We start from the raw sequence: 25,454 nt of genomic DNA, 5'->3' as shown, positions 1-25,454 counted from the left end.
TTAACTTAGAGACTAAGCGAACTCTGATGTTTCAATCAACTAGTAGAGAGCCAAAATTTAACAGCTTGGTAGAATCCTTTACTATAAACTTACTTCGTGAAGTAGAGCTTTTGAGGATTAGCGCCAGCCAGAAACAGCAGCAAAAACGCAAAGCAAAACTCGGTCAATTTTTCACTCCTGCGCCAGTAGCAGAATTAATGGCTGGGATGTTTAACAGGCTGAATCTGACTCACATATCTTTACTGGATGCTGGCGCAGGAGTTGGTTCATTAATTGCGGCGTTTGTGACTCATCTTTGTCAGCAGCCACAACGCCCAGCTAATTTAGATATTGTTGCTTATGAAATTGATCCTTTTCTAATTAGCTATTTGCAGCAGACTTTAGAATTATGTAAAACAGAATGTCAACTAGCTGGTATTTCCTTGAAATATCACATCCGAAATCAAGACTTTATTCAAGATGCTGTCAGATTACTTCAGCCTAGTTTGTTCGATAATCCTGATAATTTCAGATTTACACACGCTATTCTTAATCCGCCATATTTAAAAATCAATGCTCAATCTCAGGTGCGTAGCTTATTACGTTCTCTGGGATTAGAAACCAGCAATCTGTATCCAGGTTTTATGGCTGCTACCGCCCAACTGCTTCAGCCAGGAGGGGAGTTTGTCGCTATTTCACCGCGTAGTTTTTGTAATGGCCCGTATTTTCAAGACTTCCGTAAAATGTTTTTGGAAATGATGGCTTTAGAACAGATACATCTTTTTGAATCCAGAGAAGAAGCTTTTAGGGAAGATGAAGTTTTACAAGAAACTATTATTATTCATGCAATAAAACAAAAACAAAAATTTGATCGTGTACTCATCACTACATCTGCAAATGCTGATGATGATTTTGTGATGTCCAATTCCTTAGCTTATGCTGAAATAGTTCATCCCAACGACAAGCAACAATTCATCCATATTATTCCAGATACCCTAAGTCAGCAGGTAATTCAGCAAATGGCGAATTTCACCTGTACATTACAAGACTTGGGATTAACTGTTTCCACAGGACGTGTTGTAGATTTCCGTGCTAAAGAATATCTGCGTCTCCTCCCAGAAAAAAACACTGTTCCCTTAATATATCCATTGAATTTATCAGCAGGATATGTTGAATATCCCAAGCTAACTAAAAAACACCAAGCGCTGGTTTATGCAGAACCAACTTTTTCTCTGTTAGTACCGAACGAAAATTATGTGTTGACTAAAAGATTTTCCACAAAAGAGGAAAAAAAGCGAGTCGTTGCAGTCGTCTATGATGCTGACAGAGTTAATTGTGATTGGGTAGGTTTTGAAAATCACCTCAACTACTTTCACAAGGATGGAAAGGGGCTAGATATTACTTTAGCAAGAGGTCTTACAGTTTATCTAAACTCCAGCCTCGTAGACGCATTTTTTCGTTTATTTAATGGACATACTCAGGTTAATGCAACGGATTTACGCAATTTAAAATATCCGACAACAGAGCAGTTAATTAGCATAGGGCTAAGTATAGGAGAAGATTTTCCCGCACAGCCAGAAATTGATCAACTTGTACAAGCACTACTCAGGATGACAAATCAATCTGAAAACAACCCTTTAATAATTAAAGCCCGTATTGATGAAGCTCTACAAATATTAATTGAACTTGGATTACCACGGGCACAAATTAATGAACGTTCAGCCTTAACTCTCCTGGCTCTCCTTGACTTAAAGCCCAATGATCCTTGGTCTGCTGCTGCATCTCCTTTAATGGGAATTACACCCATGATGGAATTCATGGCACAGCAATATGGAAAATCATATAAACCGAATACGCGGGAAACTGTTCGCCGCCAAACAGTTCATAAATTTTTAGATTCAGCTTTAATCATTACAAACCCAGATGCTTCTGAACGTCCCATTAACAGTCCAAAAACTGTATATCAAATTGAAGAAAGTATACTGGAATTACTACGTACTTATGGAACTTCTGAATGGCAAAAAAGTATCCATACTTACCTTGCCTCAGTTGAAACTTTGTTCGATGCAGTATCCAGTTAGTTTAAAGGATACGTTGAGATTTGCCGTGCTATTGCATCAGTGAAATCTTCCACGGCTGCTGAGTATTTCGGTTTGTCTCCGATGATGGAAAAGCGGGATAGGTGTGGGAGTCTCAACATTAATACATCATGATTATCACGGACGAGATATGTTTTCGTATATGTTGTATCTTTCCAGCCAGTCAATTTGGAGACGCTTTGCTGTTCAACATAACCCAGTTGTAGTAACAAATTCCTGAATTCATCAAAAGTCTTATGAGTCAAACAGATAAAAACTGAAGGATGAACGATGTGTGTGAGTAGATGAAACCAGAGCTTTCGTGAAAACTCCTCGGACTTCTTACGGTTCGGTAATGATTTCCAGTCACTGGAACGGAACGGACAGAAGTTTGTAACCAGTGAATTATCCATCAAAATATCTCTGTTGACAGTTCCAAGTTTGTTAGCAACTTTTTCATAGAGCAAACAAACCTGCCGCTGTAATTTATCATGATGATGGACATCTTTCCAGCCTTCCACAAGGTAGGCATTGCCTTCTTCTACACTTGCTTTTGGCGGTTCGTAAGAATTGCCACCAGGATTAAGCCCTGCAAAAAAGATGGGAACATTACTTGAAAGCGTGCGAGATGGAGAGTATAAGAAGCGCCAACCCAGTTTATGATTTAGCTCATCATAAGCATCTTCTATTTGTGCAACTGCATCGGTAAATAAATTCATTTATCAAAGCCAAACTATGACTATAGATTAGGTTGCCCAAAAAGAAGCAACGTTTACGGTTATAGTCATAAGTAAAGTAGCAGAAATTAGCGATCGCACTTACCAATTGACAAATTACGCTGATTTCAACCGATAAGCTAGTGCAACCCATTCATCTTGGCGTTCACAATCGACAGATTCAAATCCTGCGTCTGTGAATGCTACAGCTAAATCTGACTCATAATCGACAGTAAAACCAGCTAAAATTACTAATCCGCCATTGATATTAGTTGGAAGCAGCGCTTTTTGATAATCAGCAGCCAAGGCAATATGTATTCTCGCTGGGATATTGGCAACGATCAGGTGAAATTGATTTTTTGCTTCAACTGTGGGCACATTATTAATAGAATCTCCCCCTAGCCAATGTCCTAAATCGCTACCAGATCCTAAACTACCTTCTATGACGGTGACTTGCTGCTCTACGCCATTACGAGATACAGCGTCTTGAGTTGCTTGCACAGCAATTATGTCATTATCTAAGGCTAAAACATTTGCTCCCAGTTTGGCGATCGCCACAGTCAAAATACCAGAACCCGACCCCAAATCAAGAACATTCATTTCCGGGGTAATATGACGCTCAAGCAATTGTAGGCTGAGTATGGTTGCTGGATGTAAACCACTCCCAAAAGCGAGGCTGGGTTTAAGTCTTAAGGTAATTTCCTCTGCTGTTGAACTATAAGGCATATCAGCGGAAAGAACAACGAACTTTTGCCCAATTCGCTTGACTAGTTCTTCTGTATGCGCTGGTTTTTCTGCAACTACAGCCATGTGCAAATCTGTAGCCAGTCCTGTGCGTTGCAATGACGAGAGTAATTGGGCGATTTCTGACCCACGGATATCTGCATAAACATCATCTGGTAGGTATAAGCTGATGGTAAACGCCCAATCCGGTGTGATTTCATCATTCTCTGCTACTGTATATTTCTGAATATGAACGTCACTAGTAAAGTTGTTTTTAGCCAGTAGCGTACATACCCAATCAACCCCTTCATTCGTGGTATCAAGGCTTAATTCCATCCATGACATATTTATTTCCTTTGGTCATTTGTCATTTGTCATTTGTCATTTGTCATTTGTCATTTGTTATTTATCCCCCTTGTCCTCCTTGTCCTCCTTGTCCCCTCATCCCCCTTGTCTCCCTCATCCCCCCAATCCCTAATCCCCAATCCGCAGCCCCATAATTACTAAGTCACGTTCAACACCATCAAGTTCGGCGATTTGAGGTAAATGTCCCCAAGGTTTAAAGCCGAATGTTCTAAACAGGTTTAAACTGGGCTGATTATGGGCAAATATGAAGCCGATTAAAGTCTTTAAGCCCAAGCTGGGACTTTGCTCAATTGCTTGTCCTAGGAGTTTTCGTCCTAAACCACACTTTTGAAAGTTTGGCGAAATGTAAATACTAATTTCGGCTGTCTTATTGTAGGCTGGACGCCCATAGAAGGATTGAAAACTTAGCCATCCGGCAATTATACCGTCTACTTCTACCACCCACAGCGGTCTTTGTGAAGGCGATCGCCCCCGAAACCAATTGAGGCGGCTTTCTACAGTCACTGACTCTAAATCAGCGCTGGCCATGCGGCTAGGAATTGCAGCATTGTAAATTGCGACAATAGCAGGTAAGTCAACTTCAGTCGCATGGCGGATAGTCATTGTTAGCGTCTTGAGAGGAATTCTTACAAAAATAATTAAAAATCATACAGCCTTAGCGCCAGCAATTCTATAGGTTGCTCCTCTTTTAAATTAGATACCCGACTTCTCAAAGAAATCGGGTATCTGAAGGCAGCGACTTTTCACCAATCATATATATACTTCTTCTGTCTGATTATTTTTATGATTATTGTTAATTTTCATACCCGAGTATGAATGGATAATTGTATTTTAAATTGCTCTTGAGATTGAATAACATATATATAGTAAATTTGACTGTTTATTGACAGTTAAAACACAAAATATTTGTTGCTTGTATTTACAGCTCAAGGTAGAGGTTGATCCCATTAGGCATAGTTAGGATCGAGGTAATTCAAGATATTAACTTTTAGGGTCAGCAATATTTGATTCTTAATTACTATGTCTATTAATCTAATTCAAAAAGATAGTGATGAAGCTGCTAAAAGTGGTACTCCATCGCTAGAGATAGAACTTGCTCTTTTTATCCTCAAACTCAAAAATGGTATTTGGCTAGCTGGGATTCCATCGTGGCTTTTTGGCATCACCGATAGAAGTTTAGCCGCGTTTGCTGATGGTTATATCTCGGCTTTGGAAGTGTTTCAGCTATTTACCGCCTCATTTTTCTTTTTGAGTTGGCTGTATTTAAGACCAGAAAATGAATTAAATAATACTCAAGCATATCTCTGTCCAACTCAAGACCAGAGGTTTGAGTTGAAGAAGCGGCATATGATCAGTCAGGAATATATTTTACCTTTTCCTTACCTGTGCCAAATTTATCATTTGTTGAATTTAAAACATTTAGAAACGATTCATAAATTTAGCCTGAACAATTTGCGGGTGATTAATATTAGCTCTTTCCAGCCTACAGTCGGCGGTGGTATCATTAAATTTCAAACCGTGTTAGAGTCGCCACTGAATGCTTTAAGAATTTGGCGACAACCTATTGTTGAGGTGGATTTAATTTTACATACTCCCTATACCATTGAACTCAGTATTCCGGTATACAATGGTAAGAGAATAACTGTCATGTTTTATGCATTACCTCTGACGCAGAGTGAGCATTATCTATTTATAGAAATTTACAGCGACTTAGACTGGCCTAAACCAATACTGCAAATTCTATTGCATTGTGCTTCTTGTTTAACTCTCTTTGAAGATTTGCCTTATTTACGCAATCTCTATGAGAAAAATATTGAGCGTCTATTCAACGTGAGTTTAGCTTCCAATCATCAAACGATGTTGCTGTTTAAGAGATTTGTTGAGTTATATGGTTCCAATCCAAAAGCACCGAAATTAATTGAGGGAAGTAATTCGTAATAGGGGCATTGGGCATTTATTATTTATCTTCCTTGTCCCCCTTCCCTTGTCCCCTCTGCCCCCTTGCCTACACAGTAATAGGATATTTTTTTAAAGACCGGGCTTCTCTGCGAGAGGCTGCGCCAACGACTGCGCTCAGCCCTCGACGCTCAGCCCGTGGGTTGAGCGCAGTCGAAACCCACGCTCCTGGATATTAGGTACTTTATTTCCATGCACATCCCTAGGGCGTGTCTTCAAAGTATCGAATGCAACTACATAAGGCTGACAACGGGACAATGGGACGCGGCGACGCGGTGAAAATTTGTTCAAAAAGCTCTCCGCGTCACCGCGTCTCCCCCTCTCCCCCTCCTCCCCTGATTCAAGAAATGAGTTTGAAAACACGCCCTAAGCCCTTGCTAATAAGGGCGCAGCGGCTAGTAAAGTTTTAGTGTAAGGATGTTGGGGATTGGCAAAAATTCTTTTTGTGGCGCCAATTTCGACAATTTTACCGCCATTCATGACGGCAATGCGATCGCACAAAAATCTGGCTAACCACAAGTCATGAGTAATAAATAAATAGGTTAATTCAAATTCTTGCTTTAATTGCAACATCAAATCCAGCACTTGTGTCTGGACGCTAGCATCTAACATACTCACTGGTTCGTCGCAGATTAATAGTTTAGGACGGGTAATTAACGCACGGGCGATCGCTACTCGTTGCTGTTGTCCACCAGATAAATCGGCGGGATAACGCTGATAATAAACTTCTGCTGGTGTTAAACCGACTTTTTCCAACATCCATAATACTTGTTCTTGGGCTTTACCCGCATCGGCAAGATGGTGAATTAATAAAGGATCGCCTATACTTTGCCCTACTGTCATGGCGGGATTGAGACAAGCGTGAGGATCTTGAAACACCATCTGCATTTGTCGCCGTGAGGAACGAATTTGTTGGCGTGATAATGTGGTTAATTCCTGTCCCAAAAATTCCACTTTCCCAGATGTAGGGCGAATTAGTTGTAAAATTGTCCGGGAAAGGGTACTTTTACCGCAGCCTGATTCGCCCACTAATCCTAAAATTTCCCCTGGATACAATTCCAAGTCAATTCCATCTACGGCTTTAATTGTCTGACTTTGACCTTTAAATAGTCGTTCAATCAAGTTAGGTTCTATAGTGTAATGCTGCTTGAGTTCAGTTACACGCAAGATTGGCGATTGTGCTTGTGGGTTAGGTAATTGCTGTTTTTCATCATTCGCAATCATCAATTCGCCACTTTCATCTACTGCTTGGATATGCAAAGCTGCTTGTAAAAGCGATCGCGTGTATTCGTGTTGGGGTTGGCGAAATACTGCTTGGGTGTCACCCATTTCTACCATTTTACCTTGGTACATCACGCCAATGCGATCGCAGTACTCGGTAACCATTGCTAAATCGTGAGAAATCAACAGCAAACCCATGTTTTCTTCACCGCACAGCCGCGTTAATTCCTGTAATATCTGGGCGGAAACGGTGACATCTAAGCTGGTAGTTGGTTCATCAGCAACAATTAATTTGGGATTGAGAAGTAAAGCCAAGGCGATCGCTACTCTTTGTCGCATTCCGCCGCTAAACTCATGGGGATACTGATTCCACCGACTCGCCGGAATCTTCACCTTTTCTAAAGTGGCGATCGCTTTTTCTTTCGCTTGTCGTGTTGATAATTCTGGTGAGTGGGCTTGGAGTGTTTCGATACAATGCTTACCAATAGTCATCAATGGATCAAGGCGTGTCATCGGATCTTGGAAAATCAGCGCCACTGCTTCCCCGCGAAATTTCCGTATTTCTGATGGTGTTAAATCAAATACTCGCTGACCCTGAAATGTCACTGTCCCTTCAATGCGGCTAGATGTAGGTAGCAACCGCATTACAGCCCTTCCCAATGTTGATTTACCACAACCGGACTCTCCCACCAATCCCATTCTTTCACCGGCTTGCAGTGTAAAAGATACATCATCCACTGCCCATGTTAGTTCTTCTCCACTAGTCTCTTGATAAGCAACTCGGAGATTTTCCACACAAAATAAGGCTTCACTCATATCACTCATATATTAATTATCAGCCCTGAGCCACTAGTTTTTATATTTGGAAATTTAGGCTAGTCTACCAGATTAGCATTCAGTCATTTCTGGGCTGACGCTCCTGCTTGATGCTGGGTGGTTAGGCGCAAAGCGAAATTTACTCCACGGGGGGAGTAAACTGCTGTCAGAGTTGATTTATAACATAAATCTAAAGAAGGCAAGATGAAAACAAGCGATCGCAGCTGACTACCGTGGCATAAAAAAGGTTCAGCGCCCCGACTTATCTAATAAATCGGGGCGCTTACAAGCAATCAAAATTAATGACATGAACCACTAATAATCAGGATCTGAGTGTTACTCTGGTGGCGGTGGATCGGTTGGCGGTGGTTCGTCGTTTGACGGAGTTTTGACTTGAGTTTGCAGGGCTTTACCGAGAACGTAAGAGGTACTGCTAATACCTAATAAACCTAAAATCTGATCGGGAATTATTTTCGGAAAAGATGGTGGTTGATTGCTAGCGACAATCAATACTAAACTCATGGAAATCACAAAGGTAAATATCAATAGCTGAAAGCGTGCTAGGCTTGCATCACCTGTGCTTTCACTAATCAACATATCGATATTAATTCCTCTTCTTTTATCAGATTTAGAATTCCAAGTCCCTTCCCAAATAAATATGAGAAGGAATATTTCTAAAACAGCTACAAAAATCGTTAGAGTACAACCGATAACCAGCGCCAGAATTATAAAAATATTGTGAATGTCAGGCACGCTCTGACCTCCGTTCTTTCAAAATTGCAGATAACTTACCCCAAAGGTAGGCAAAGTTACTTCCTCCCAATGCAAACAGAAATTCTGAGCGAATTTGTGGCATAATACAAGGCTCATTGCCTAATTTACAGACATTTAAGTTATGCCTAACATCAAACAGGTAGTAAACAACAAATATCAAAGTAAATAACAATAGCTGCAATCGCTCTGGGCTATATTTGTGATTACTTGTTTTCTCAAAAAGTAATCCTCTCAGATTGATTTTCTTTTTAAACATCAGAAAAAAAATCGAGGACATTAAGCCTACGAGAAATAGCCAAATTTCAAACTGAATCAGTTTAGATAGGAAATTTAATCCCCATTGCATTTCCAAAATTAGGCCTCCTCGAAATTGCTGCTAAGACAGTCAATATACTAAAGGCTGATTTTTTTTTATACAATAGTTTATATAAAATTTATTTTTAAATAAAAAAAGTTAGTTTTTCTTAAAAATTATTCACTTAAATTTCCCAGGAAATAATTGCGATCGCCTTTTTTGCACCAATGTCAGACATTGACAATGGGTGCTTTATGTATACACACTCTGCACTTAATTAAACTGCTACATAATTTACCCTACATCATTCTTAAAGTTAAATAGACATAATGGCTGGTGATATATGATAAAATTGCGCAAGCACAATAGTTAAATTAGTCTCGCGAATGGTTGTTAGGAAACAAATAAGCGATCGCCGCACAACCAGAGGCAGTTAATAAACTAACCAAAAATGCAGCTAAGATAAAAGTAGACATATCCATTATTAGTTAGTTACAGTGATCTAGCTTGAAAATAGGGGCTAGTGACTAGAGACTAGATACTAGGGACTAGGGAAGAGGGATTTTCATGTTTGTTTGGTTGTCAAATGTTGCCGTGATTATTTTTTAAGGTAGCAATTGGATATGACACAGCCATGACTACCTTGTGACAATCCATTGTATATTTAGCAATTTGCATTGTAGAGGTCAATTTAATTGACGGCTAATAACAGATGGGTTTGTGTAACTAGATTTTAGTAATTTAATAGAAACTTAAGGGACAAATGTTTTATTTTCCAGATAAAGCGCCAATTCTTATACCCTGTTCTCCTGCTTTGTCAATATGTTGGGTGCAGGAGCGATACCCAATTTTCAGCCTTTATAGGAATTTTCCTTAAAAGCCCAGCACCTGCATTGATTTTTCCAGTACTTCCTTGGGGCGGAATGGTTTAGTCAGATAAAGGTCAGCACCAACATCAAGCCCTTTTTGTTTATCAAATTCCTGTCCTTTAGCTGTTAACATCACGATGTAAATATCAGTCATTTGCAAGTCGTGTTTCACTGTCTGACAAACTTCTAGACCATTCATTTTCGGCATCATTACATCGAGAAAAACTAGATTTGGTTTTTCAGTTTTAATAGTTTCTAGAGCCTCTTCTCCATTTCTGGCAGTTAGCAGTTCAACTCCCTCATCTTCTAAAGCTTCTAGAGCTTGTTCCATCAACGTCACGATATTAGGTTCATCGTCAACAATCAGAATTTTCTGAGTCATACAGTTTCTAAGTTTTGTTTGTGAGTTGTCAGTTGTCAATGGGGCTTGGGGCATTGGGCAAGCTCGATGTTTCAGGTTTCAAGGCTCGTTAATGGAGTTCTAAGGCTGGTTAACCGAGTTCCAAGACTCATTAACCGAGTTCCAAGACTCATTAACCGAGTTCCAAGACTCATTAACCGAGTTCCAAGACTCATTAACCGAGTTCCAAGACTCATTAACCGAGTTCCAAGGCTCATTAACCGAGTTCCAAGGCTCAAAAAGTATTGTCAGTTCACAATCCAATTTATCCCCCTTGTCCCCCTTGTCCTCCTTATCCTCCTCATCCCCGATTGGTGAGCGAAGTCGTACTGCGTTCGCGCAGCGTCTCGTAGAGAAGCAGAACCCGCAGGGTACCACATCCCCCCTACCCCCTGCGGAAACTAGCGATCGGATAGCATGATGAACAATACATTTTCCAACTCCTTCTCAAACTTGAGCGTTTTCACCAAGTCGGCTTGTTGAGAGAAGATGGAATCGATGATGATCATGTCAGGTTTGACTGAAAGGGCTTTGTTGATGCATTCTTGGGGATCGGAGGCTTCAATTACGTTATACCCTTGAGTTTGCAGTACATCTGATATGGTTTTTAAGGTTGATGCATTTTGATCGACAACTAAGACCTTTTTACTAGAAGTACCCTGAGAAAGCAGTGAGCCAATTTCGCTGCGGAGTCGCTCGGTGTTGATTGGCTTGGTGAGATAGCGATCGATGCCAATGTGGTAACCTCGTTCTTTGTTTTCAATAATTGACAGCATAATGATTGGAATATCTGCGGTATGAGGATCATTTTTGAGAACGGCGGCGACATCAAAGCCGTTGATTTGGGGCATCATCACATCAAGGAGAATTAAATCGGGACGGTTGATTTTGATTTGCTGAATCGCATCCACACCATCTTTGGCTTCCCGAACGTTATAACCTTCATTTTCCAGTTGTTGACGGAGCAGTTCGCGAATATTGATATCATCATCCACTACCAAAATAGTTTTGCGATTTTCGTTCAGCGCCTTATTTGTGGTGATGACGTGTTCTTTGAGTTGTTTAACTAGTGCATCTAAATTGAGATTGGCACTGGCTTTGTGATGATTGGTGTAAGTGGGAATCAGGAACGAGAATGTACTACCTTTGCCCGGTTCACTTTCTACCCAAATTCTACCGCTGTGATGCTCAACAATTTGTTTGCAGATGGGCAGCCCTAACCCTGTACCTTTGGGTTTGTCGGTGAGGGTGTCACCAACTTGACGGAATTTCTCGAACACTTTCGGCTGATCTTCCGGTGCAATACCGATACCTGTGTCGATGACGCTGATGCAAATGCCATCATTGTGTTGTTTAATGCGACAGGTAACAGAACCAGCTTTGGTAAATTTTACGGCATTGGAAATCAGGTTGATCAACACTTGCAACAAACGATTGCGATCGCCGACTATGTGCGGTAACCCTGGTTCCATTTCGCTGATTAACTGCAAGCCATTAGTTTCAAATAATGCTGATGTGGAAGTGGTTGCCCAATCGAGTAATTCACTGGGATCGAGAGGCTGCATCTGCCATTCCACTTTACCTGCTTCCATTTTGGCGATATCTAAAACATCGTTAATCAAAGATGTCAGCCGTTCGGCTTCCGAGACAATAATGTTGAGGTTATCACCCACCCGCTTAATCGTTTTTTGCAGCTTGCGGTCTTCGCTGGTAATTATGGGGAAGACATCGGTTTCTAGCTTTTCTTTAATGATGGACGCAAAACCGAGGACAGAAGTTAGTGGTGTCCGCAGTTCGTGGGAAACTGTGGAGATGAAATCTGTCTTCATCTTGTCGATTTCCTTTTCCGCTGTCACATCCCGAATCAGCAACGCCGAACCGAAACAAGCAGTGGGTTCGTTGTTTACCCCTTTCTTGAAGATGGCGGTTGCTACTGCTTGACCAATGCGTTCCTTCGCCAAGGCAATTTCGGCAGCAAATACCTCTTGGGGATAAGACTGAGTTTGTTCAATTAACGTTGCTAAACCGGATATCGGCAGTTCTCGATAGTGCCCCTTGAGGTTGGAGGTTGTCAATCCATGCATGGCTAAAAACGCAGGATTGAAATGAGTGATTTGTCCGGTAATATCTGTCACCAGTAAAGCATCAGCTAAGTTATCCAAAATAGCATTTAAACCTTGGGCTTCTGCTAAGGTATTTTCCAGGGCCGCTGTGCGTTCTGCTACTCTGGCTTCTAGTTCTTGATTAAGTTGCCGGAGAGCGATTTCTGCTTGCTTACGGGCAGTTATATCGGTATTAATTTCTAGTATGGCGCTGGGTTGACCTTCCATGTCTCGCTGCAATGTCCATCGACTTTGCACGGTAATTTGTTTGCCATCATGGGTGAGGTGTTGTACTTCTCCTTCCCAATTTCCTTGCTGTAATAACTCGGCGACGATTAATTCCTTTGGTTTGGGAAAGGTTTTTTTGATATATTTGTGAATATATTGGTCTATTATTTCCTCACGCATCCAATTGTAGAGTCTTTCAGCACCTTGATTCCAGTACAAGATTTTGTCGGTCATGTCACGTACAATGATGGCATCGCTGGAATGATTCAACATATCCAATAACCGTTGATTTTCAGCTTCTGCCAGCTTGCGATCGTGAATATCTGTACAAGTGCCAATCCACTCCCGAATGCTGCCGTCTGCTTCTAAAACAGGGGCGCCACAAACCGAGAAATAGCGGTAGATGCCATCCTTACCACGTAGCCGATATTCGGTTTCATAGAGACCTCGGTTCGCCACAGCCGTACTCCAAGCATCAAAGGAATGGGCACGATCATCGGGATGAACAGGCTCGATCCAGCCCCAACCCCCAACTTCCGCCTCAGTCTGACCTGTGTAGGCCATCCAAGTGACCATTTCACTACTTATCCCCAATCCTTCGGGAGTAGCCCCCCAAACGATTTGTGAGGTAGCTTTTACCAAAGAGCTATATCTTTCTTTTAAACGCTGATTCTCGGCTTCTGCTAGCTTGCGATCGTGAATATCGGTGCAAGTACCAATCCATTCGCGAACGCTACCATCTTCTTCGATGACGGGAGCGCCCCAGACCCAGAAGTAGCGATAGTTACCATCCTTTCCACGGATACGGTATTCAATTTGATATTGGCTGAGGTTGGTGACAGCAGTAGTCCAAGCTTCTCCGGTGTAGCCTTTGTCGTCGGGATGAAGGGCTTCAATCCAGCCGCCGTTTTCTGCTTCGGCTAAAGTTTGCCCTGTATAGGCGATCCAGTCTTTGAGTTCAAAGCAAATTCCTTCTGGTGTGCTAACCCAGATAATTTGCGTGTTAGTTGTTACCAGAGAGCGATATCTGGCTTCGCTCTTTTTCAAGATTTTTTCAGATTGTTGGCGTTCTAATTGGGCAAGCTTCAGGTCGCTGATGTCCTCTACACTCAACCAAATTAGCGACTCGTCATCCTGTTCAACGATCTGCAAAGAAACCCTGACTGGAACCAAGTGCCCATCAAGATGCATTAACTCCTGTTCAATAGGGCCATAGCGACCAGTTCGTTGCAAATTTTCTAGTATGGCTTTTTCGATGGCATAGCTGAAATTAAGAGTTTCCGGGACAGTACGCCCTAAAATGGCAGCATAGGTGGGGTTGATATAAATTAGCGTCCCATCCATGCGGCACAGTACCAGACCAACAGGACATTTTTCCAATAGCTGACGGTTGTATTCCTCAAGTTGGCTAGACATAGTTATTTCCTTAGTGGTGTAGTTCGATGGGGTTAGTACAACAAAACCAAGACAATAAGGTGGCGTAAAGCTTTAAGGAAATCGGGTGGCGTTGGAACATTTGGTAAATTTGCTCAGGTGATGCAGTCCCAACACCTGGACTCTGTTGCGACAGTCGCCGCAGCAGTTGAGTATGGCGCATTAGCAAATCTGTCGGTTTCAGCATGGGAGTTGTGGAGGGAATGAAGCCTTCGGCATCAGGGGTGGGAGATGAGGCGGTTGGGGAAATTACTGGGGTTGCTGGGTCAGAAATTGTACTAATCTGTTCCGTAATAGTTTCTACCATTGCCGGATTCACCGGAATTTGAATCCAGAATTCTGTACCTTTACCTATTTGAGAACGACACTTGAGAATTCCCTGGTGTTTTTCCACCACAATTTGGTGACTAATTGCCATACCTAACCCGGTTCCTTTGCCAAGTTCTTTGGTGGTGAAGAAGGGGTCATAAATGCGTCGCACGATCTCCTCTTTCATCCCCGGGCCGTTGTCAGCAATGCGAATCACTACCCACTGATTGTTGAAAAGTTCGGTGCGAATGGTAATAGTTGGGGGTGTCATTTGTCCTCTCTTACAAAGTTCTGAGCGCCGGAAGCCGGCGATCAGACTTTGCGCTTGGTCATTTGTCATTTGTGATTCGTTTGCCAATGACGACTGACCAATGACTAATGACTCTTCTAAAGCATCGATCGCATTTGCCAGGATGTTCATAAATACCTGATTTAACTGTCCGGGATAGCATTCAATCAGGGGAAGTTCTACATATTCTTTGATGATTTCAATCTCTGGACGGTTAACAGCCGATTTCAGGCGATGGCGCAAAATCATCAGCGTTCCGTTGATACCATCGTGGACGTTGACGGCTTTCATTTGGGATTCATCATGGCGGGAGAAGTTTTTCAGGGATTGGACAATTTCGACGATGCGATCGCTGCCTATTTTCATCGAATCCAGTAGTTTGGGCAGATCCTCCATAATAAATTCCAAATCAATGCTGTCTAGTTCTGATTCCAGATCTGGTGGCATTTCAGGTAAGAATTTTTGATACTCTTGCAGCAGGTACAATAAGTCTGTGGCGTACTCGGTAACATACCTTAAATTGCCACAAATGAAATTTACTGGGTTGTTGATTTCATGGGCAACTCCAGCTATGAGTTGTCCTAAACTCGACATTTTATCACTTTGCACTAACTGGGTTTGGGCTAATTGCAAATCATGGAGGGCTTGCTGAAGTCTTTCTGTTTGGGCTTGTGCTTGGGCGGTTGCATGAATACTTTGCTCGTAAAGTAAAGCTTTTTCAATGGCGATCGCAGTTTGGGAGGCAAAGATACTCACGAGTTTCAGGTGTTCAGCCTTGTATGCGCCGGTTTTGGTTGTGCCAATTGCGATCGCTCCTAATATCCGCTCTTTTGCTCGCAACGGTACGCAAATCAGCGAATTAATGTTTTTCTCGTTTCCGAATCGCGGATCGGCTTGCACATCATTGACAAGTTCAGCCCGACCAGATTGCACAATATCCCCAATAATTCCCTTTCCCGGTTCTGGCTGATTTTGCCCAAAAAATTCCCCAAAATCACCAATGCTTTCAAACACAGTTGCATTTGCATTCAAAAGCAAGATTGTTCCGGCAGAAGATTCCATCAATTGACTCATTTCGTGAAGTACGAGTTGAGCAATCTGTCGCCGATCCAAACTTGTTGTCAGTTGGGTCGAGATATCCTCAAACAAATCAATTTCTTGATATCTCTCTAGGAGTTCTTTAGCCAGTTCTTTCTTTTCAGCTTCCTGCTTTGCTAAAAGTGAGAGGAAACTGGCGATTAAAGTTGCTTGTTCTTCCCCTATAACCCAACCGATGATTTCTCCTGAGGCTTGGATAGGATAGCGGTTTTCACAAGTTTGCTCGCCAATGCTGATCAGTTTTGTGCCGTCTACCAGTTCTATAGCGATCGCAATTTTCAGCTGGTAGGCTAAGTTTTCCAGCAGAGGCGGTAATTCTTGTTTATTCAGAATCTTTTTGAGGTTAATTGCGGACATGAAACACCTCATCTAGAGCAGGTTGTAACTTGACCGCACTTCGACTCGCAAGAGCGATCGCATTCCATACCCCCGCTAGGAAGTTTTTGATGGCGAACAAAATCTCTGTGTGTAAGTTGAGGATTTCGCTGCGATCGCCACTACAAGCTTCTGTAAACTGTTTGATGACAACGAGGAATTGGTCAGCATCGCCAACTAGCCGATAAACTTCTTTGGTGATTTGATAGCCAAAAATCTGAACAGTTGTTTCAGCGTAGCTATCCGTTCGCCTAGCATCCCTGGAAAACAGAGGAATTACCATAACAGTCTAGGAATATACCATTTTCTTAATTAAGAATAGTTTTCCCAGAAACGTTGGTTGCATAACGGTGAGGTCAATGGTCAATAGTCATTGGTTATTGGTCAGTTGTCTCCCCTACCCCACACTCCCCACACTCCCCCCCTGCCGTGGACTCTTGACTATGGACTATTGACTATTTAAGCTAGGCTAAAGGCAGAGAAAATTGAAACTTACTACCAAATCCTTTTTTGCTTTCTACTTGAATCTTGCCGCCTTGGAGTTCAACTAGACGCTGAGAAATAGTTAAACCAATACCTGTTCCTCCAGAATGGCGATCGCGCGATGAGTCAGCACGCCAAAAGCGTTCAAAGACGTGGGGTAATTCCTCAACAGCGATACCAATACCTGTATCCACTACCGCAATCCACAGTTGCGATGAGTCACTCCAAACATGGACGGTAATTGAGCCTTTTGTAGTATATCTTACTGCATTACCTAGAAGATTCACTAGTATTTGTTCTGTGCGATCTAGATCCGCCAATACCAAAGGCAGTGAAGACGGGCATTCCAAAAGCAGAACCGGACCATCCTCTAATAACTGGTCTGTAAATTTTTCTACTAGTGCCTCTAACAAAGGACGCAAATTTACTCGCTGGATATTAATTGCTAAATAACCAGCTTCGGCCTTAGAAAGTTCTTGCAAGTCGTTGACCAACCGCTCTAAGCGCTTAGTTTCTTTAGCTAACCGTCGATAAACATCTGGAGATGGTTCAATTTCTCCATCAGCTAGTTGCTCTAAGTAACCACGTACAACTGTCAGAGGTGTTCGCAGTTCATGGGTCATGTCTCCAATCAATTCCCGTCGCCGCGCTTCTACCCCTTCTATACTATCTGCCATGCGGTTAAAACTAGCACCTAGTCGCTTAATTTCGGGAATATCAGACATGGGTAGACGTGCTTCAAAATGACCGGAAGCAAACTGTCCGGTAATTTGCTCCATATCGGTCAATCCCTGCATAATCCTTCTCGATACCCAGTAACTTAAACCACCAGCCGCAGTAGTACCAACTAACACCGACCAGAGAGTGCTGCGCCGCCAAGCTGTCTCAAATCCTTGCACCAATTCGGCACGGATATCTATTAAATCTAATCCTTGATTTTCTAGTCGCTCCAAGTGAAGGACAAAGAAACGGGGAGAGGATATTTTACTGATGATTACCAGACTAAAGACTCCCACTATCATCACTACCAAGTGGGAAAATAACAGGCGCGATGCTAAAGGTAAGGACTTTGTCAAACGCCAGCCCCTTTTCATTTGTTTACGCCATAGTGGTGTCATCAAATTTATAGCCTACTCCGACTACAGTTTTAATAAAAGTAGGATTAGCTGGATCTGGTTCAATTTTTTTACGCAACCGAGCTATGTGAGTATCAACTACGCGCTCATCACCAAAAAAGTTATCACCCCAAAGTTTGTCAATTAGTTGGGTACGGTTCCAAACTCGACCTGGATTGCTGACAAAGGTACTTAACAAGTTAAATTCTAAGGTCGTTAAGTCTAAGATTTCTGCTGGCTGAGAATCTAACTGGCGACTAGCAGTGCGCTGGTCTATATCTACGATAAAGTGTTGGCTGCGATTAACTTGATTTTGTCCGCCTTGGCGGAGACTACGCCGTAATAAAGCCCTGACTCTTGCAACTAATTCTCTGGGGCTGAAGGGCTTAATCATGTAATCATCAGCACCAGTAGATAAACCAATCACGCGATCAATTTCTTCACCTTTAGCTGTGAGCATTAAAATATAAGGATCTTTTGCACCGGGTTTCTGACGAATTCTGGCACAAACCTCTAACCCATCTAATCCAGGAATCATTAAATCTAAAATGATTAAATCTGGTGGTTGCTCTTGAAACATCCGCAAGGCATTTATACCATCACGGCTAATCCGGCAGATAAATCCTTCTTTTTCTAAAGATAATTGGATTAATTGCGCAATTTCTAGTTCATCTTCAACAATTAAAATATCCATCTCGATTATGGGAAGCAGTATACGCAGAGTTATTCCTGGGATGTAATTTTAAGCTAATGCGCTGACATCTCGCATTTTTTACTCTCATTGGTCAATTGTCTTTTGTCTTCCCCTGTCTTCAGCCGCTAGTGCGTCTATGTGAACACAAATGACTAATGACTAATGACTAATGACTTTTGCACCATAGATGTAAAATTTAAATTTACACACTACTATTGGATAGACTGCGATAATTATATCCAGATTTAGAATCTTTTTGGATGTATTTTTTAATGCTATCTAAATCAATGAAATAGTCAGCTACATCAATTAAGTTATCGTTGGTCATTGTGCGTAAACTAACGACTTCTACTCTGGCTCCTGTGCTAGTGACAGCATTTACTGCATAAGCTAAATCTCCATCGCCACTTACTAAAACCGCAGTATCATAGTAGGGGGCTAGATTGATCATGTCTACAGCAATTTCTACATTCAAATTGGGTTTTTTATAATTCTCTGAAGGTTGGAATTCTTTGGTGACTACACGATAGCCATTCCGACGCATCCAGAAAAGAAATCCCTGTTGCTTTTCCTGGGAACGTAGCCGAATGGCTGGTGGTCGTGAGATATCGATTCCCGTATAGAAAAATGCACGCAATAGCCGCGAATTTTCAGTTAAAAGACAAAGTAATTTCAGATAATCAATTTCCAGACCAACTTGCAATGCTGCATGGAATAGATTTATGCCATCAATAAAAATAGCTACTCTCCCACGATGAATGCCTTGGAAAAGCAAACTTGATACCGCAGAACTTTGTTTTTTGATTTCTGCAATTTCTGTTTCTTGCCAATCTATCTCCTGGGTGAGGAATTTATCTTTATCTTTTTCTTTGGTAAATGTATGAATATCCATTGTCTGATTCCTCTAGATTGTCATTGGTTATTGGTCATTACTCATTGGACATTCGTTTTTAGCTCATTGTTTCAACGGTTGCCAATGGGTGCTTTATTTAGGCGATCGCTTTCCTAGCCAGAAATACTATGCTGTTAATTGCTGCATATAAACCTCAATGCCGTTGATTGCGCAGATCTCCAAGTCAACAGCCTGAGAGTTTTGATTTGTTGTTGAGATAGATTTAACGAAATATCCCCAATATTGATGAATAGACCACTATTTACTCAATCGTACTGACTGTAGGTTTTGCACAGAATATGCAGATTCAACGCGTTCTCATTTCTGTGGCAGAATCGCTTGAGGAGTCTATCAACATTTATTTGTATTGTACATCCATATTTCACCAAGCTGACGGGAAAATAGGGATTGGGGCATGGGGCAGGCAGTGCGTTGCGGAGCCAGTCGCGTGGGCGGGTTTCCCGACTTGAGCGAACTGGCGTTGAGGTCTCCTCCGTTGTAGCAACTGCCGTCATGGGGCAGAGGGGGCGATATGTTAGATCCCCGGCTTCTTAAAGAAGTCGGGGATCTTGCTGCGGATCAAAATTAATGTGGCGGAGTCCTAGTCTTCTGGAGTTTCCTGGGAGAACTTCTTATGTATGGTTTTTGTCTGTTTTCCATGTGCAGAAGTTGCTGTCATTAGGTACTCGATGAAGCTATCACTGAAGGGGACACGGAAATGGAAGGTTCCATCTGGCTTAATTTTAATGGGGTGTCCGGCAATATTTACGGTTGCATCTGGCTCTGTTGCTCCGTGGACAATGATCTCAGCATCGGCCACAAACCAAAAATCTGGGTAGGGACGGCTGAAGATGCGAACAGTGGCGGAACGGGCTAGTGATTCCCAACGATCGCCTTCTGTAACATAGCCAATTTCTACGATGTAGTCGCGATCGCTGTTGGGAATGGCGACAAAGCGATCGCGTGAGAATACTTCACATTCATACTGCTGTACTAGCTGGGGATTTTGATAACTCAGGTCGATACCAGTGACATCAAAGAGCTTGATTACTAGTTGGGAAATCCCACTATCAAGCAATACTTGCTCTTGAGGTTCTGGTATGTACCAAGTTACATAAGCCCATTTGGCAGTCCGGGGTGTGAGGATAATGCTGCTTTCGAGATTTGTCTCATTTGTATCTATTAAGCCAGCATCATCTTTGTCTTTGCTGCCATGATGGCTGAAAACGCGCACCATCTCGGAACGAGCTATTGATACCCAGTGTTCGCTATCTGTAGCATAGCCAATTTCGGCGATGTAGTCGCGATCGCTCTGGGGAATTGCGACTACGCTATTTTCTGTTGTGGGGTCAATTTCATACTGCTCGATGAACTGAGGAGTTTGGTAGCTGAGATCGATACTGGTGACATCGTATATCCGCAGTGCCAATGAATAACCTGTATCCTGCAATACTTGTTTGTTCACATCGGCAAGCTGCCACGAGACAGTAGCTGATTCTTTTGTTTGGGGTGTGAAGATAATGCTGTCTTCGAGATTGTTGTCTGCTAAATCAGCGGTTTCTTCACCTGGGATGAAGGGATTGCTAAAGACACGCACAATTGCGGAATGGGCTATTTTCACCCAGCGATCGCCTTCTGTCACATAGCCTATTTCGGCGATGTAGTTGCGATCGCTCTTTGGTATTTCCACAAAGCGATCGTGTGCTGTGGTGTCACATTCGTACTCTTGCACCAGATGGGGACTCTGATAACTCAGATCCATATCCGTAACATCAAACAGCCGCAGCGCTAATCGGGAACTGGAATCTTGTATTGCTTGCTTTTGATTGTCGGAAATAAGCCACGACACATAAGCCCATTTGGGTGTGTGGGATCTGAGGTTTACACTATCCTCAACTATTGCTGCATCATTGCTGTTATTGTTTTCTGAATCTTCGTTACTGTCATAAATTTTCGCCCAAGCGCCAATTCCTGCGCCTGCTGCTACCGCTGCGCCACCAGCTAATGCTCCTAAGTTACTCACAGATACATCTTCTGGCAGATTTGATGCTGCTTCTGTTGTCTGTTCTGGCAGATTTGAGACTATTTCGATGATCTCTTCTTCTGTCCCGTCAGCAGTTGATTCTGCTTCGTCTGCAACTGCATCTAATGCTAAGTCTGGAAAATCCGGTAAATCGGGAATTGTCGCTGCTGTCTCTATTACTGGTAATTCCCCATCCGTTGTCTGTTCTGGAAAATCCGGTAAATCGGGAATTGTCGCTGCTGTCTCTATTACTGGTAATCCCCCATCCGTTGTCTGTTCTGGAAAATCCGGTAAATCGGGAATTGTCGCTGCTGTCTCTATTACTGGTAATCCCCCATCTGTTGTCTGTTCTGGAAAATCCGGTAAATCGGGAATTGTCGCTGCTGTTTCTATTACTGGTAGATCAGAGTCTGGTGAATCCCATAGAGAATAGTTGCTATTTCCTGTTGGATTTGTGTTATCATAGAAGTTAGACTCTTCAATACCACTACCGCCAGTTGCGGCAAGATTTTCTGTAATGTTAGATTCTGGCTGTGGTTGTTCTTCGTGCCAATTTTCGATATTGGATGCAACTATAGGCTCTTCTGAATGATCGGCAGTAGATGCTACAGAGGCCTTTGGCAACTCGCTATCAGATGCTACTTTAGGCACTTCCGGCAGGTGTGGATAAGAAGTATTGACAACTGCTGCGGGAGCTTCTGTATGCCATGCCGCTTCGCCGTTATTTGTTGTATCCTCAGTTAATCCTGGATCAGAGGTTATGGCTACCCCTGCGCCTGCGGGTAATTTCGCGTCTTCGGCAGTGGAAGGAAGAGTTGATTCGGAATCTTTGTCTGCAATCTCAGCTGTCGATGGTCGTCTTTTCGTCCACAAATAAGATAATCCACCCAAAACACCAAGCACCAACAAAGGTAATAGTAGCAAAAAAGGTGTGTCTATTGACACAGGGTTTTTGTTATTAGCCGGAGGATTTGCTGAGGTATCGGTAGGGGCAGTAGTTGCATTAGCATCTATAGCAACGGTTGTCGCTTCAGCTGTAGGCGAGGTAGCAGCAGTTGTCGCCAATGCTTGTAATTCGCCTTGGGCGAAAGCAGCTGCTTGAGTTGTTCTGGCTGCTTCTATGGCTTGCTGTCCTGGTGGTGCGATCGCAAAGCCTAAAAAACCTGCCGTGCCGATGCTGGGATTTTTTTTGTAGACGTAAACTAAAGGTTGGGAGAAGGGATATTTAGCCTCTGTTGGAGATAGTTGATCTACCTGGAGAACTCGCACACCAGGTAGCTGGGATACCTCATTGGCTAAGGCGTAGCTAATTCCGTCTTTACCCAGTTGTTTGACAATTTCTGTGGTGTTATCATCAGCTACTTGAGTTGCCGTAGCGCCTGTAGCAAAGTTAGCAGTCTTAAAGCTAGGATAAGTCCGAAAAGTATTGCGAGTATCGCTAGTTGTCGGGCGATCGATCACACGAATTTTCCCCTTAGCGCCTCCCAATTGCGACCAATCTGTAATTTGTCCCCGGAAAATCCTGGCGAATTGCCTACTAGTCAAGCTTTCCTTGAAAGGATTCTCCTCACCCACAATAATCGCAATTTTTTCTCGGTACAAGCGCACTTGCTCTAGACCTTGTGCTTGTTCTTCTTTGGTCAAGCCACGACCGAGTGCTGCTATATCTACTTTTCCATCTAGCACAGCTTTCAGTGCCGCATCAGTGCCGTTAGCTGCAACTTCCACCTTCGTACCAGAAAACTGTTTTTCAAAACTTTGTTTGAGGTTTTCGTTGATTGCACTTAAGCCACTGGAACCATCAATCCGCACTGTAGTCCCATTTTCCAATGTTTTTGGTAGTGGAAAAGCGGGAGCATCAGTTGCAGATTGTGCCAGTATCTGTGTTGGTACTAAAAGATTTACTGCCATAGGCATAGTTCCTATCGCTAGCAGTAATGCCAAACGGACTATTGCACTATCTTGTGTTTCTTTTTGCCACATATGCTCCTTATCAGGGTACAGAAAACAGAAATTCGGCCAGCCTTAAACGAAATGTTTTGATGTTATTAAGGAAGAGACGGGCTTATTATACAACTCTATTAGGCTTCTTCTAAATTGCGGCGATCGTGATTTATATGTATTCTGCGTCTAACTTTATCTTGTCTGTTACCCAGATTCCTAGACTGTTTATTTTTATTAAAGTATCTGAAGTGAGCATTTCCAGCTAAGTTTGCAGATAAAGCAGATGGGGCATGGGGCATGGGTGTCAACTTAACGTGAAACCCTTGCCAAGACGTAATTTTGCCTTTTCTCGCAACAATCAAGATCCGCCTCCCCCCACCCCTGTTTTATCTAAACCCAAAAAATCCCCAACAGAGCTTGCTCTGTTGGGGATTGAGGGGTGGGGTAAAATGCCTGTGGAATAAGCGTTAGAAGCTCAAGTGGACATGTATGGGCAGGGCAAAGAGAGGGGGAAGAAAACTTTCCACACTCCCTCATCTCCCGGTTGCTGAGTTTCGGCTTCTGGTGCGTCCGCTACGCGAACGCTCAACTACCGCGAAGTCGTTGGTGCAGCCTCTCGTGCCTTGCGCGTCTCCCTTTGAAAGAAGAGAAGCACATCCCCCTAACCCCTACTCTCTACTCCCCGTTTTCTCCTGTTTCTGAATCCCATTGAGGAACATAGGCACAAATTTCTCCATAAATGCTTGGGGGTCTCGCTGCCAAGCTTTTTGTGCTGCCTCAACCCTTACTAACTGCAACTCAGGTGCTAGCAATGTTTGTGGTAACCGTTCCATGAGGTACTGGGGACGTTGCCACAGAGGTAAGGTATTTGCTACTTCCACTAACTTGGCAACCCGCCGCAGTTCTGCACCTAAGGTGATATCGCCCGACTCAAACGCCGCTTGTTCAATTGCGGCATACTTAAGCTTGGCTTGCTCAACTTTTTGCCGATGTTCTGGACTTTTATCTGCTATTTGTGCTAGCCAGCGATTACCCCAGCGGACGTGTCCGGCTTCTTCTGGCAGAATTTTTTCAATGGTTTCGCGAATCTTAATGTTTTCTTCAGTTTGTGGTGCTTTCTTCAAGGCGTAGATGTGGGCAGAGAAATACTCGCAACCCCGCTTTTCGGTAATGTTAATTGCTGCTAACGCGGCAATGATAGCGTCTTCTAAGTCACTTTTGGTGGTATATGATTCTCGGTCTATCAGCCGATCGAATTCGTCGATATAGGAAGTACCTGGTGGCTTACCAATATCTGCCCCCAAATCTACCAGCAAATCTGTCAACCACATCGCATGACGCGCTTCATCGGATATATGGTGGGATAAATCCTTGATCAGTTCCTTGGGTTGTCCATCTAGTTGTTCAATTATTTCTGTCAAGTCTTTACAACTGCGTTGTTCGCTGTAGCGATAGCGATTGAGGGTAATGAGATGCAGTTCGCGATCGCTTACTACTCTTTTGAGGATATCTCTCGCACTCATCGCATTCTGAAATTTCCGGGGGTAAATAACTGTCATAGCTTGATTAACTTTTGTTAATTAGGTTTTCATCTGCTGTTGATGGTAAAGTAGTACTCTCTCAAGACAACAGCAGTCTGGAGAAAAATGATTTTGGCTGCGATCGCCGCCGTGGGCAGAATCGATGATCAAAGAACATCTGAGCAAGCACGGTTTTGAACTTTCTGAGAATTTCCTCCTCAAATATAAATAAGTGTAACGAATAAGCGATTGACCTTAAGGCAGATGTACAGCTGTGTGCGATCGCATCCCTAAGCCAGATGTCTGAGTTTAATAGGCATTTGGGAATAAATAAACATGGTTTTCTTTCCTAGCAAAGTAAGATTTTATGTTAAATTTTGTTGCAAAAATCAATTTTGTAGTCATTGTTACAGAATTGTTTGCTATATTAAATTCATAGAGACAAAAAACAATTATCTATAAATAAAAAACTAGGGAGGACTTAGTTATGTCTATTGAAGAAAAATCTCGTGCAATCATGGCGCGTCAATATCAAGAAGTCAAGAAACGTCAACAATCGATGCTGATGCGTAGCGCACAAGAACTCGGTCTTCCTGAAGAAATGTCCCACTACTGGAACCCCACTCAAGGAAAGATAGACCAAGCTACTCGCACACTTTATGGCAGCAGCCACGCTGGTATGAGTTAGGTTGCAAGTATTATTAGCTGAGTTGAAGGAGAAAATAACACACCATGAATGACAAATCAGGTGTCTC

At 42.7% G+C, this 25,454-nt stretch carries 19 protein-coding genes; 3 read left to right on the top strand and 16 right to left on the bottom strand.

Going from position 1 to position 25,454, the window contains the following annotated elements:
• The first annotated feature begins 26 nt into the window (after window positions 1–26).
• Window positions 27–2,060 (top strand): Eco57I restriction-modification methylase domain-containing protein, encoded by a 2,034-nt coding sequence (locus AACU32_RS11890; RefSeq protein WP_096599752.1) that lies wholly within the window; start codon window positions 27–29, stop codon window positions 2,058–2,060.
• On the opposite strand, the gene AACU32_RS11885 is transcribed toward AACU32_RS11890, so the two are convergent.
• The 3 genes from AACU32_RS11885 to AACU32_RS11875 form a co-directional block, all read right to left on the bottom strand.
• Window positions 2,057–2,776: a hypothetical protein gene (locus AACU32_RS11885; RefSeq protein WP_096599751.1), complete on the bottom strand. Its 720-nt coding sequence runs from the start codon at window positions 2,774–2,776 to the stop codon at window positions 2,057–2,059. The genes AACU32_RS11890 and AACU32_RS11885 overlap by 4 nt on opposite strands.
• A 114-nt stretch (window positions 2,777–2,890) precedes the next feature.
• Window positions 2,891–3,841 carry a 50S ribosomal protein L11 methyltransferase gene (locus AACU32_RS11880; RefSeq protein ID WP_096599750.1) on the bottom strand — a complete coding sequence of 317 codons (951 nt, stop codon included), beginning with the start codon at window positions 3,839–3,841 and terminating at the stop codon, window positions 2,891–2,893.
• Between the two features lie 129 nt (window positions 3,842–3,970).
• Complete coding sequence (locus AACU32_RS11875) at window positions 3,971–4,465, bottom strand: GNAT family N-acetyltransferase (RefSeq protein WP_096599749.1); 495 nt, start codon at window positions 4,463–4,465, stop codon at window positions 3,971–3,973.
• 417 nt (window positions 4,466–4,882) lie between these two features.
• On the opposite strand from AACU32_RS11875, the gene AACU32_RS11870 reads away from it, so the two are divergent.
• The gene (locus AACU32_RS11870; protein WP_096599748.1) at window positions 4,883–5,800 is read left to right on the top strand and encodes a hypothetical protein; all 918 of its coding nucleotides are present in this window, start codon (window positions 4,883–4,885) and stop codon (window positions 5,798–5,800) included.
• A gap of 384 nt (window positions 5,801–6,184) precedes the next feature.
• On the opposite strand, the gene AACU32_RS11865 is transcribed toward AACU32_RS11870, so the two are convergent.
• The 13 genes from AACU32_RS11865 to AACU32_RS11805 form a co-directional block, all read right to left on the bottom strand.
• Entirely contained in the window at window positions 6,185–7,855 is a 1,671-nt protein-coding gene (locus tag AACU32_RS11865; protein WP_096607964.1) for a dipeptide ABC transporter ATP-binding protein, read from the bottom strand.
• Window positions 7,856–8,191: 336 nt separating this feature from the next.
• Window positions 8,192–8,608, bottom strand: coding sequence for a hypothetical protein (locus AACU32_RS11860; RefSeq protein ID WP_096599747.1), 417 nt, complete (start codon window positions 8,606–8,608; stop codon window positions 8,192–8,194).
• Window positions 8,601–8,975, bottom strand: coding sequence for a hypothetical protein (locus AACU32_RS11855; RefSeq protein WP_096599746.1), 375 nt, complete (start codon window positions 8,973–8,975; stop codon window positions 8,601–8,603). The genes AACU32_RS11860 and AACU32_RS11855 overlap by 8 nt, the downstream gene beginning before the upstream one ends.
• Window positions 8,976–9,797: 822 nt before the next feature.
• A complete protein-coding gene (locus tag AACU32_RS11850; RefSeq protein WP_096599745.1) occupies window positions 9,798–10,175 on the bottom strand; it encodes a response regulator in 378 nt (125 codons plus the stop codon).
• A gap of 419 nt (window positions 10,176–10,594) precedes the next feature.
• The gene (locus AACU32_RS11845; protein WP_096599743.1) at window positions 10,595–13,939 is read right to left on the bottom strand and encodes a PAS domain S-box protein; all 3,345 of its coding nucleotides are present in this window, start codon (window positions 13,937–13,939) and stop codon (window positions 10,595–10,597) included.
• Between the two features lie 10 nt (window positions 13,940–13,949).
• Entirely contained in the window at window positions 13,950–16,010 is a 2,061-nt protein-coding gene (locus tag AACU32_RS11840) for a GAF domain-containing sensor histidine kinase (RefSeq protein ID WP_096599742.1), read from the bottom strand.
• Complete coding sequence (locus tag AACU32_RS11835) at window positions 15,997–16,311, bottom strand: hypothetical protein (protein WP_096599741.1); 315 nt, start codon at window positions 16,309–16,311, stop codon at window positions 15,997–15,999. Before AACU32_RS11835 ends, AACU32_RS11840 begins: the two co-directional genes overlap by 14 nt.
• A 181-nt stretch (window positions 16,312–16,492) precedes the next feature.
• Window positions 16,493–17,629 carry a sensor histidine kinase gene (locus tag AACU32_RS11830; RefSeq protein WP_339377798.1) on the bottom strand — a complete coding sequence of 379 codons (1,137 nt, stop codon included), beginning with the start codon at window positions 17,627–17,629 and terminating at the stop codon, window positions 16,493–16,495.
• Window positions 17,610–18,320, bottom strand: coding sequence for a response regulator (locus tag AACU32_RS11825; protein WP_096599740.1), 711 nt, complete (start codon window positions 18,318–18,320; stop codon window positions 17,610–17,612). Before AACU32_RS11825 ends, AACU32_RS11830 begins: the two co-directional genes overlap by 20 nt.
• A gap of 202 nt (window positions 18,321–18,522) precedes the next feature.
• Entirely contained in the window at window positions 18,523–19,212 is a 690-nt protein-coding gene (locus AACU32_RS11820) for a LabA-like NYN domain-containing protein (protein WP_096599739.1), read from the bottom strand.
• Window positions 19,213–19,813: 601 nt separating this feature from the next.
• Complete coding sequence (locus tag AACU32_RS11815; protein ID WP_096599738.1) at window positions 19,814–23,218, bottom strand: DUF4912 domain-containing protein; 3,405 nt, start codon at window positions 23,216–23,218, stop codon at window positions 19,814–19,816.
• Window positions 23,219–23,316: 98 nt separating this feature from the next.
• Window positions 23,317–23,541: a hypothetical protein gene (locus tag AACU32_RS11810; protein WP_339377797.1), complete on the bottom strand. Its 225-nt coding sequence runs from the start codon at window positions 23,539–23,541 to the stop codon at window positions 23,317–23,319.
• A gap of 306 nt (window positions 23,542–23,847) precedes the next feature.
• Window positions 23,848–24,738 (bottom strand): ferritin-like domain-containing protein, encoded by an 891-nt coding sequence (locus AACU32_RS11805; protein WP_096599737.1) that lies wholly within the window; start codon window positions 24,736–24,738, stop codon window positions 23,848–23,850.
• Window positions 24,739–25,186: 448 nt separating this feature from the next.
• Here AACU32_RS11805 and AACU32_RS11800 point away from each other — a divergent pair, with 448 nt between their 5' ends.
• Entirely contained in the window at window positions 25,187–25,387 is a 201-nt protein-coding gene (locus AACU32_RS11800; protein WP_096599736.1) for a hypothetical protein, read from the top strand.
• Window positions 25,388–25,454: the final 67 nt, after the last annotated feature.

This window comes from Calothrix sp. NIES-2100 (genome assembly GCF_963875285.1).
Classification (GTDB): domain Bacteria; phylum Cyanobacteriota; class Cyanobacteriia; order Cyanobacteriales; family Nostocaceae; genus Aulosira.
Note: the sequence above shows the minus strand (reverse complement) of the source record. Positions and strands in the feature narration are given on the sequence as shown.

What these genes read in the sequence shown, in the direction of transcription:
- AACU32_RS11890 (WP_096599752.1), top strand. Translation starts at nt 27, where the DNA reads ATGTTTCAATCAACTAGTAGAGAGCCAAAATTTAACAGCTTGGTAGAA.
- AACU32_RS11885 (WP_096599751.1), bottom strand. Translation starts at nt 2,776, where the DNA reads ATGAATTTATTTACCGATGCAGTTGCACAAATAGAAGATGCTTATGAT.
- AACU32_RS11880 (WP_096599750.1), bottom strand. Translation starts at nt 3,841, where the DNA reads ATGTCATGGATGGAATTAAGCCTTGATACCACGAATGAAGGGGTTGAT.
- AACU32_RS11875 (WP_096599749.1), bottom strand. Translation starts at nt 4,465, where the DNA reads ATGACTATCCGCCATGCGACTGAAGTTGACTTACCTGCTATTGTCGCA.
- AACU32_RS11870 (WP_096599748.1), top strand. Translation starts at nt 4,883, where the DNA reads ATGTCTATTAATCTAATTCAAAAAGATAGTGATGAAGCTGCTAAAAGT.
- AACU32_RS11865 (WP_096607964.1), bottom strand. Translation starts at nt 7,855, where the DNA reads ATGAGTGAAGCCTTATTTTGTGTGGAAAATCTCCGAGTTGCTTATCAA.
- AACU32_RS11855 (WP_096599746.1), bottom strand. Translation starts at nt 8,975, where the DNA reads ATGCAATGGGGATTAAATTTCCTATCTAAACTGATTCAGTTTGAAATT.
- AACU32_RS11850 (WP_096599745.1), bottom strand. Translation starts at nt 10,175, where the DNA reads ATGACTCAGAAAATTCTGATTGTTGACGATGAACCTAATATCGTGACG.
- AACU32_RS11845 (WP_096599743.1), bottom strand. Translation starts at nt 13,939, where the DNA reads ATGTCTAGCCAACTTGAGGAATACAACCGTCAGCTATTGGAAAAATGT.
- AACU32_RS11840 (WP_096599742.1), bottom strand. Translation starts at nt 16,010, where the DNA reads ATGTCCGCAATTAACCTCAAAAAGATTCTGAATAAACAAGAATTACCG.
- AACU32_RS11835 (WP_096599741.1), bottom strand. Translation starts at nt 16,311, where the DNA reads ATGGTAATTCCTCTGTTTTCCAGGGATGCTAGGCGAACGGATAGCTAC.
- AACU32_RS11830 (WP_339377798.1), bottom strand. Translation starts at nt 17,629, where the DNA reads ATGACACCACTATGGCGTAAACAAATGAAAAGGGGCTGGCGTTTGACA.
- AACU32_RS11825 (WP_096599740.1), bottom strand. Translation starts at nt 18,320, where the DNA reads ATGGATATTTTAATTGTTGAAGATGAACTAGAAATTGCGCAATTAATC.
- AACU32_RS11820 (WP_096599739.1), bottom strand. Translation starts at nt 19,212, where the DNA reads ATGGATATTCATACATTTACCAAAGAAAAAGATAAAGATAAATTCCTC.
- AACU32_RS11815 (WP_096599738.1), bottom strand. Translation starts at nt 23,218, where the DNA reads ATGTGGCAAAAAGAAACACAAGATAGTGCAATAGTCCGTTTGGCATTA.
- AACU32_RS11805 (WP_096599737.1), bottom strand. Translation starts at nt 24,738, where the DNA reads ATGACAGTTATTTACCCCCGGAAATTTCAGAATGCGATGAGTGCGAGA.
- AACU32_RS11800 (WP_096599736.1), top strand. Translation starts at nt 25,187, where the DNA reads ATGTCTATTGAAGAAAAATCTCGTGCAATCATGGCGCGTCAATATCAA.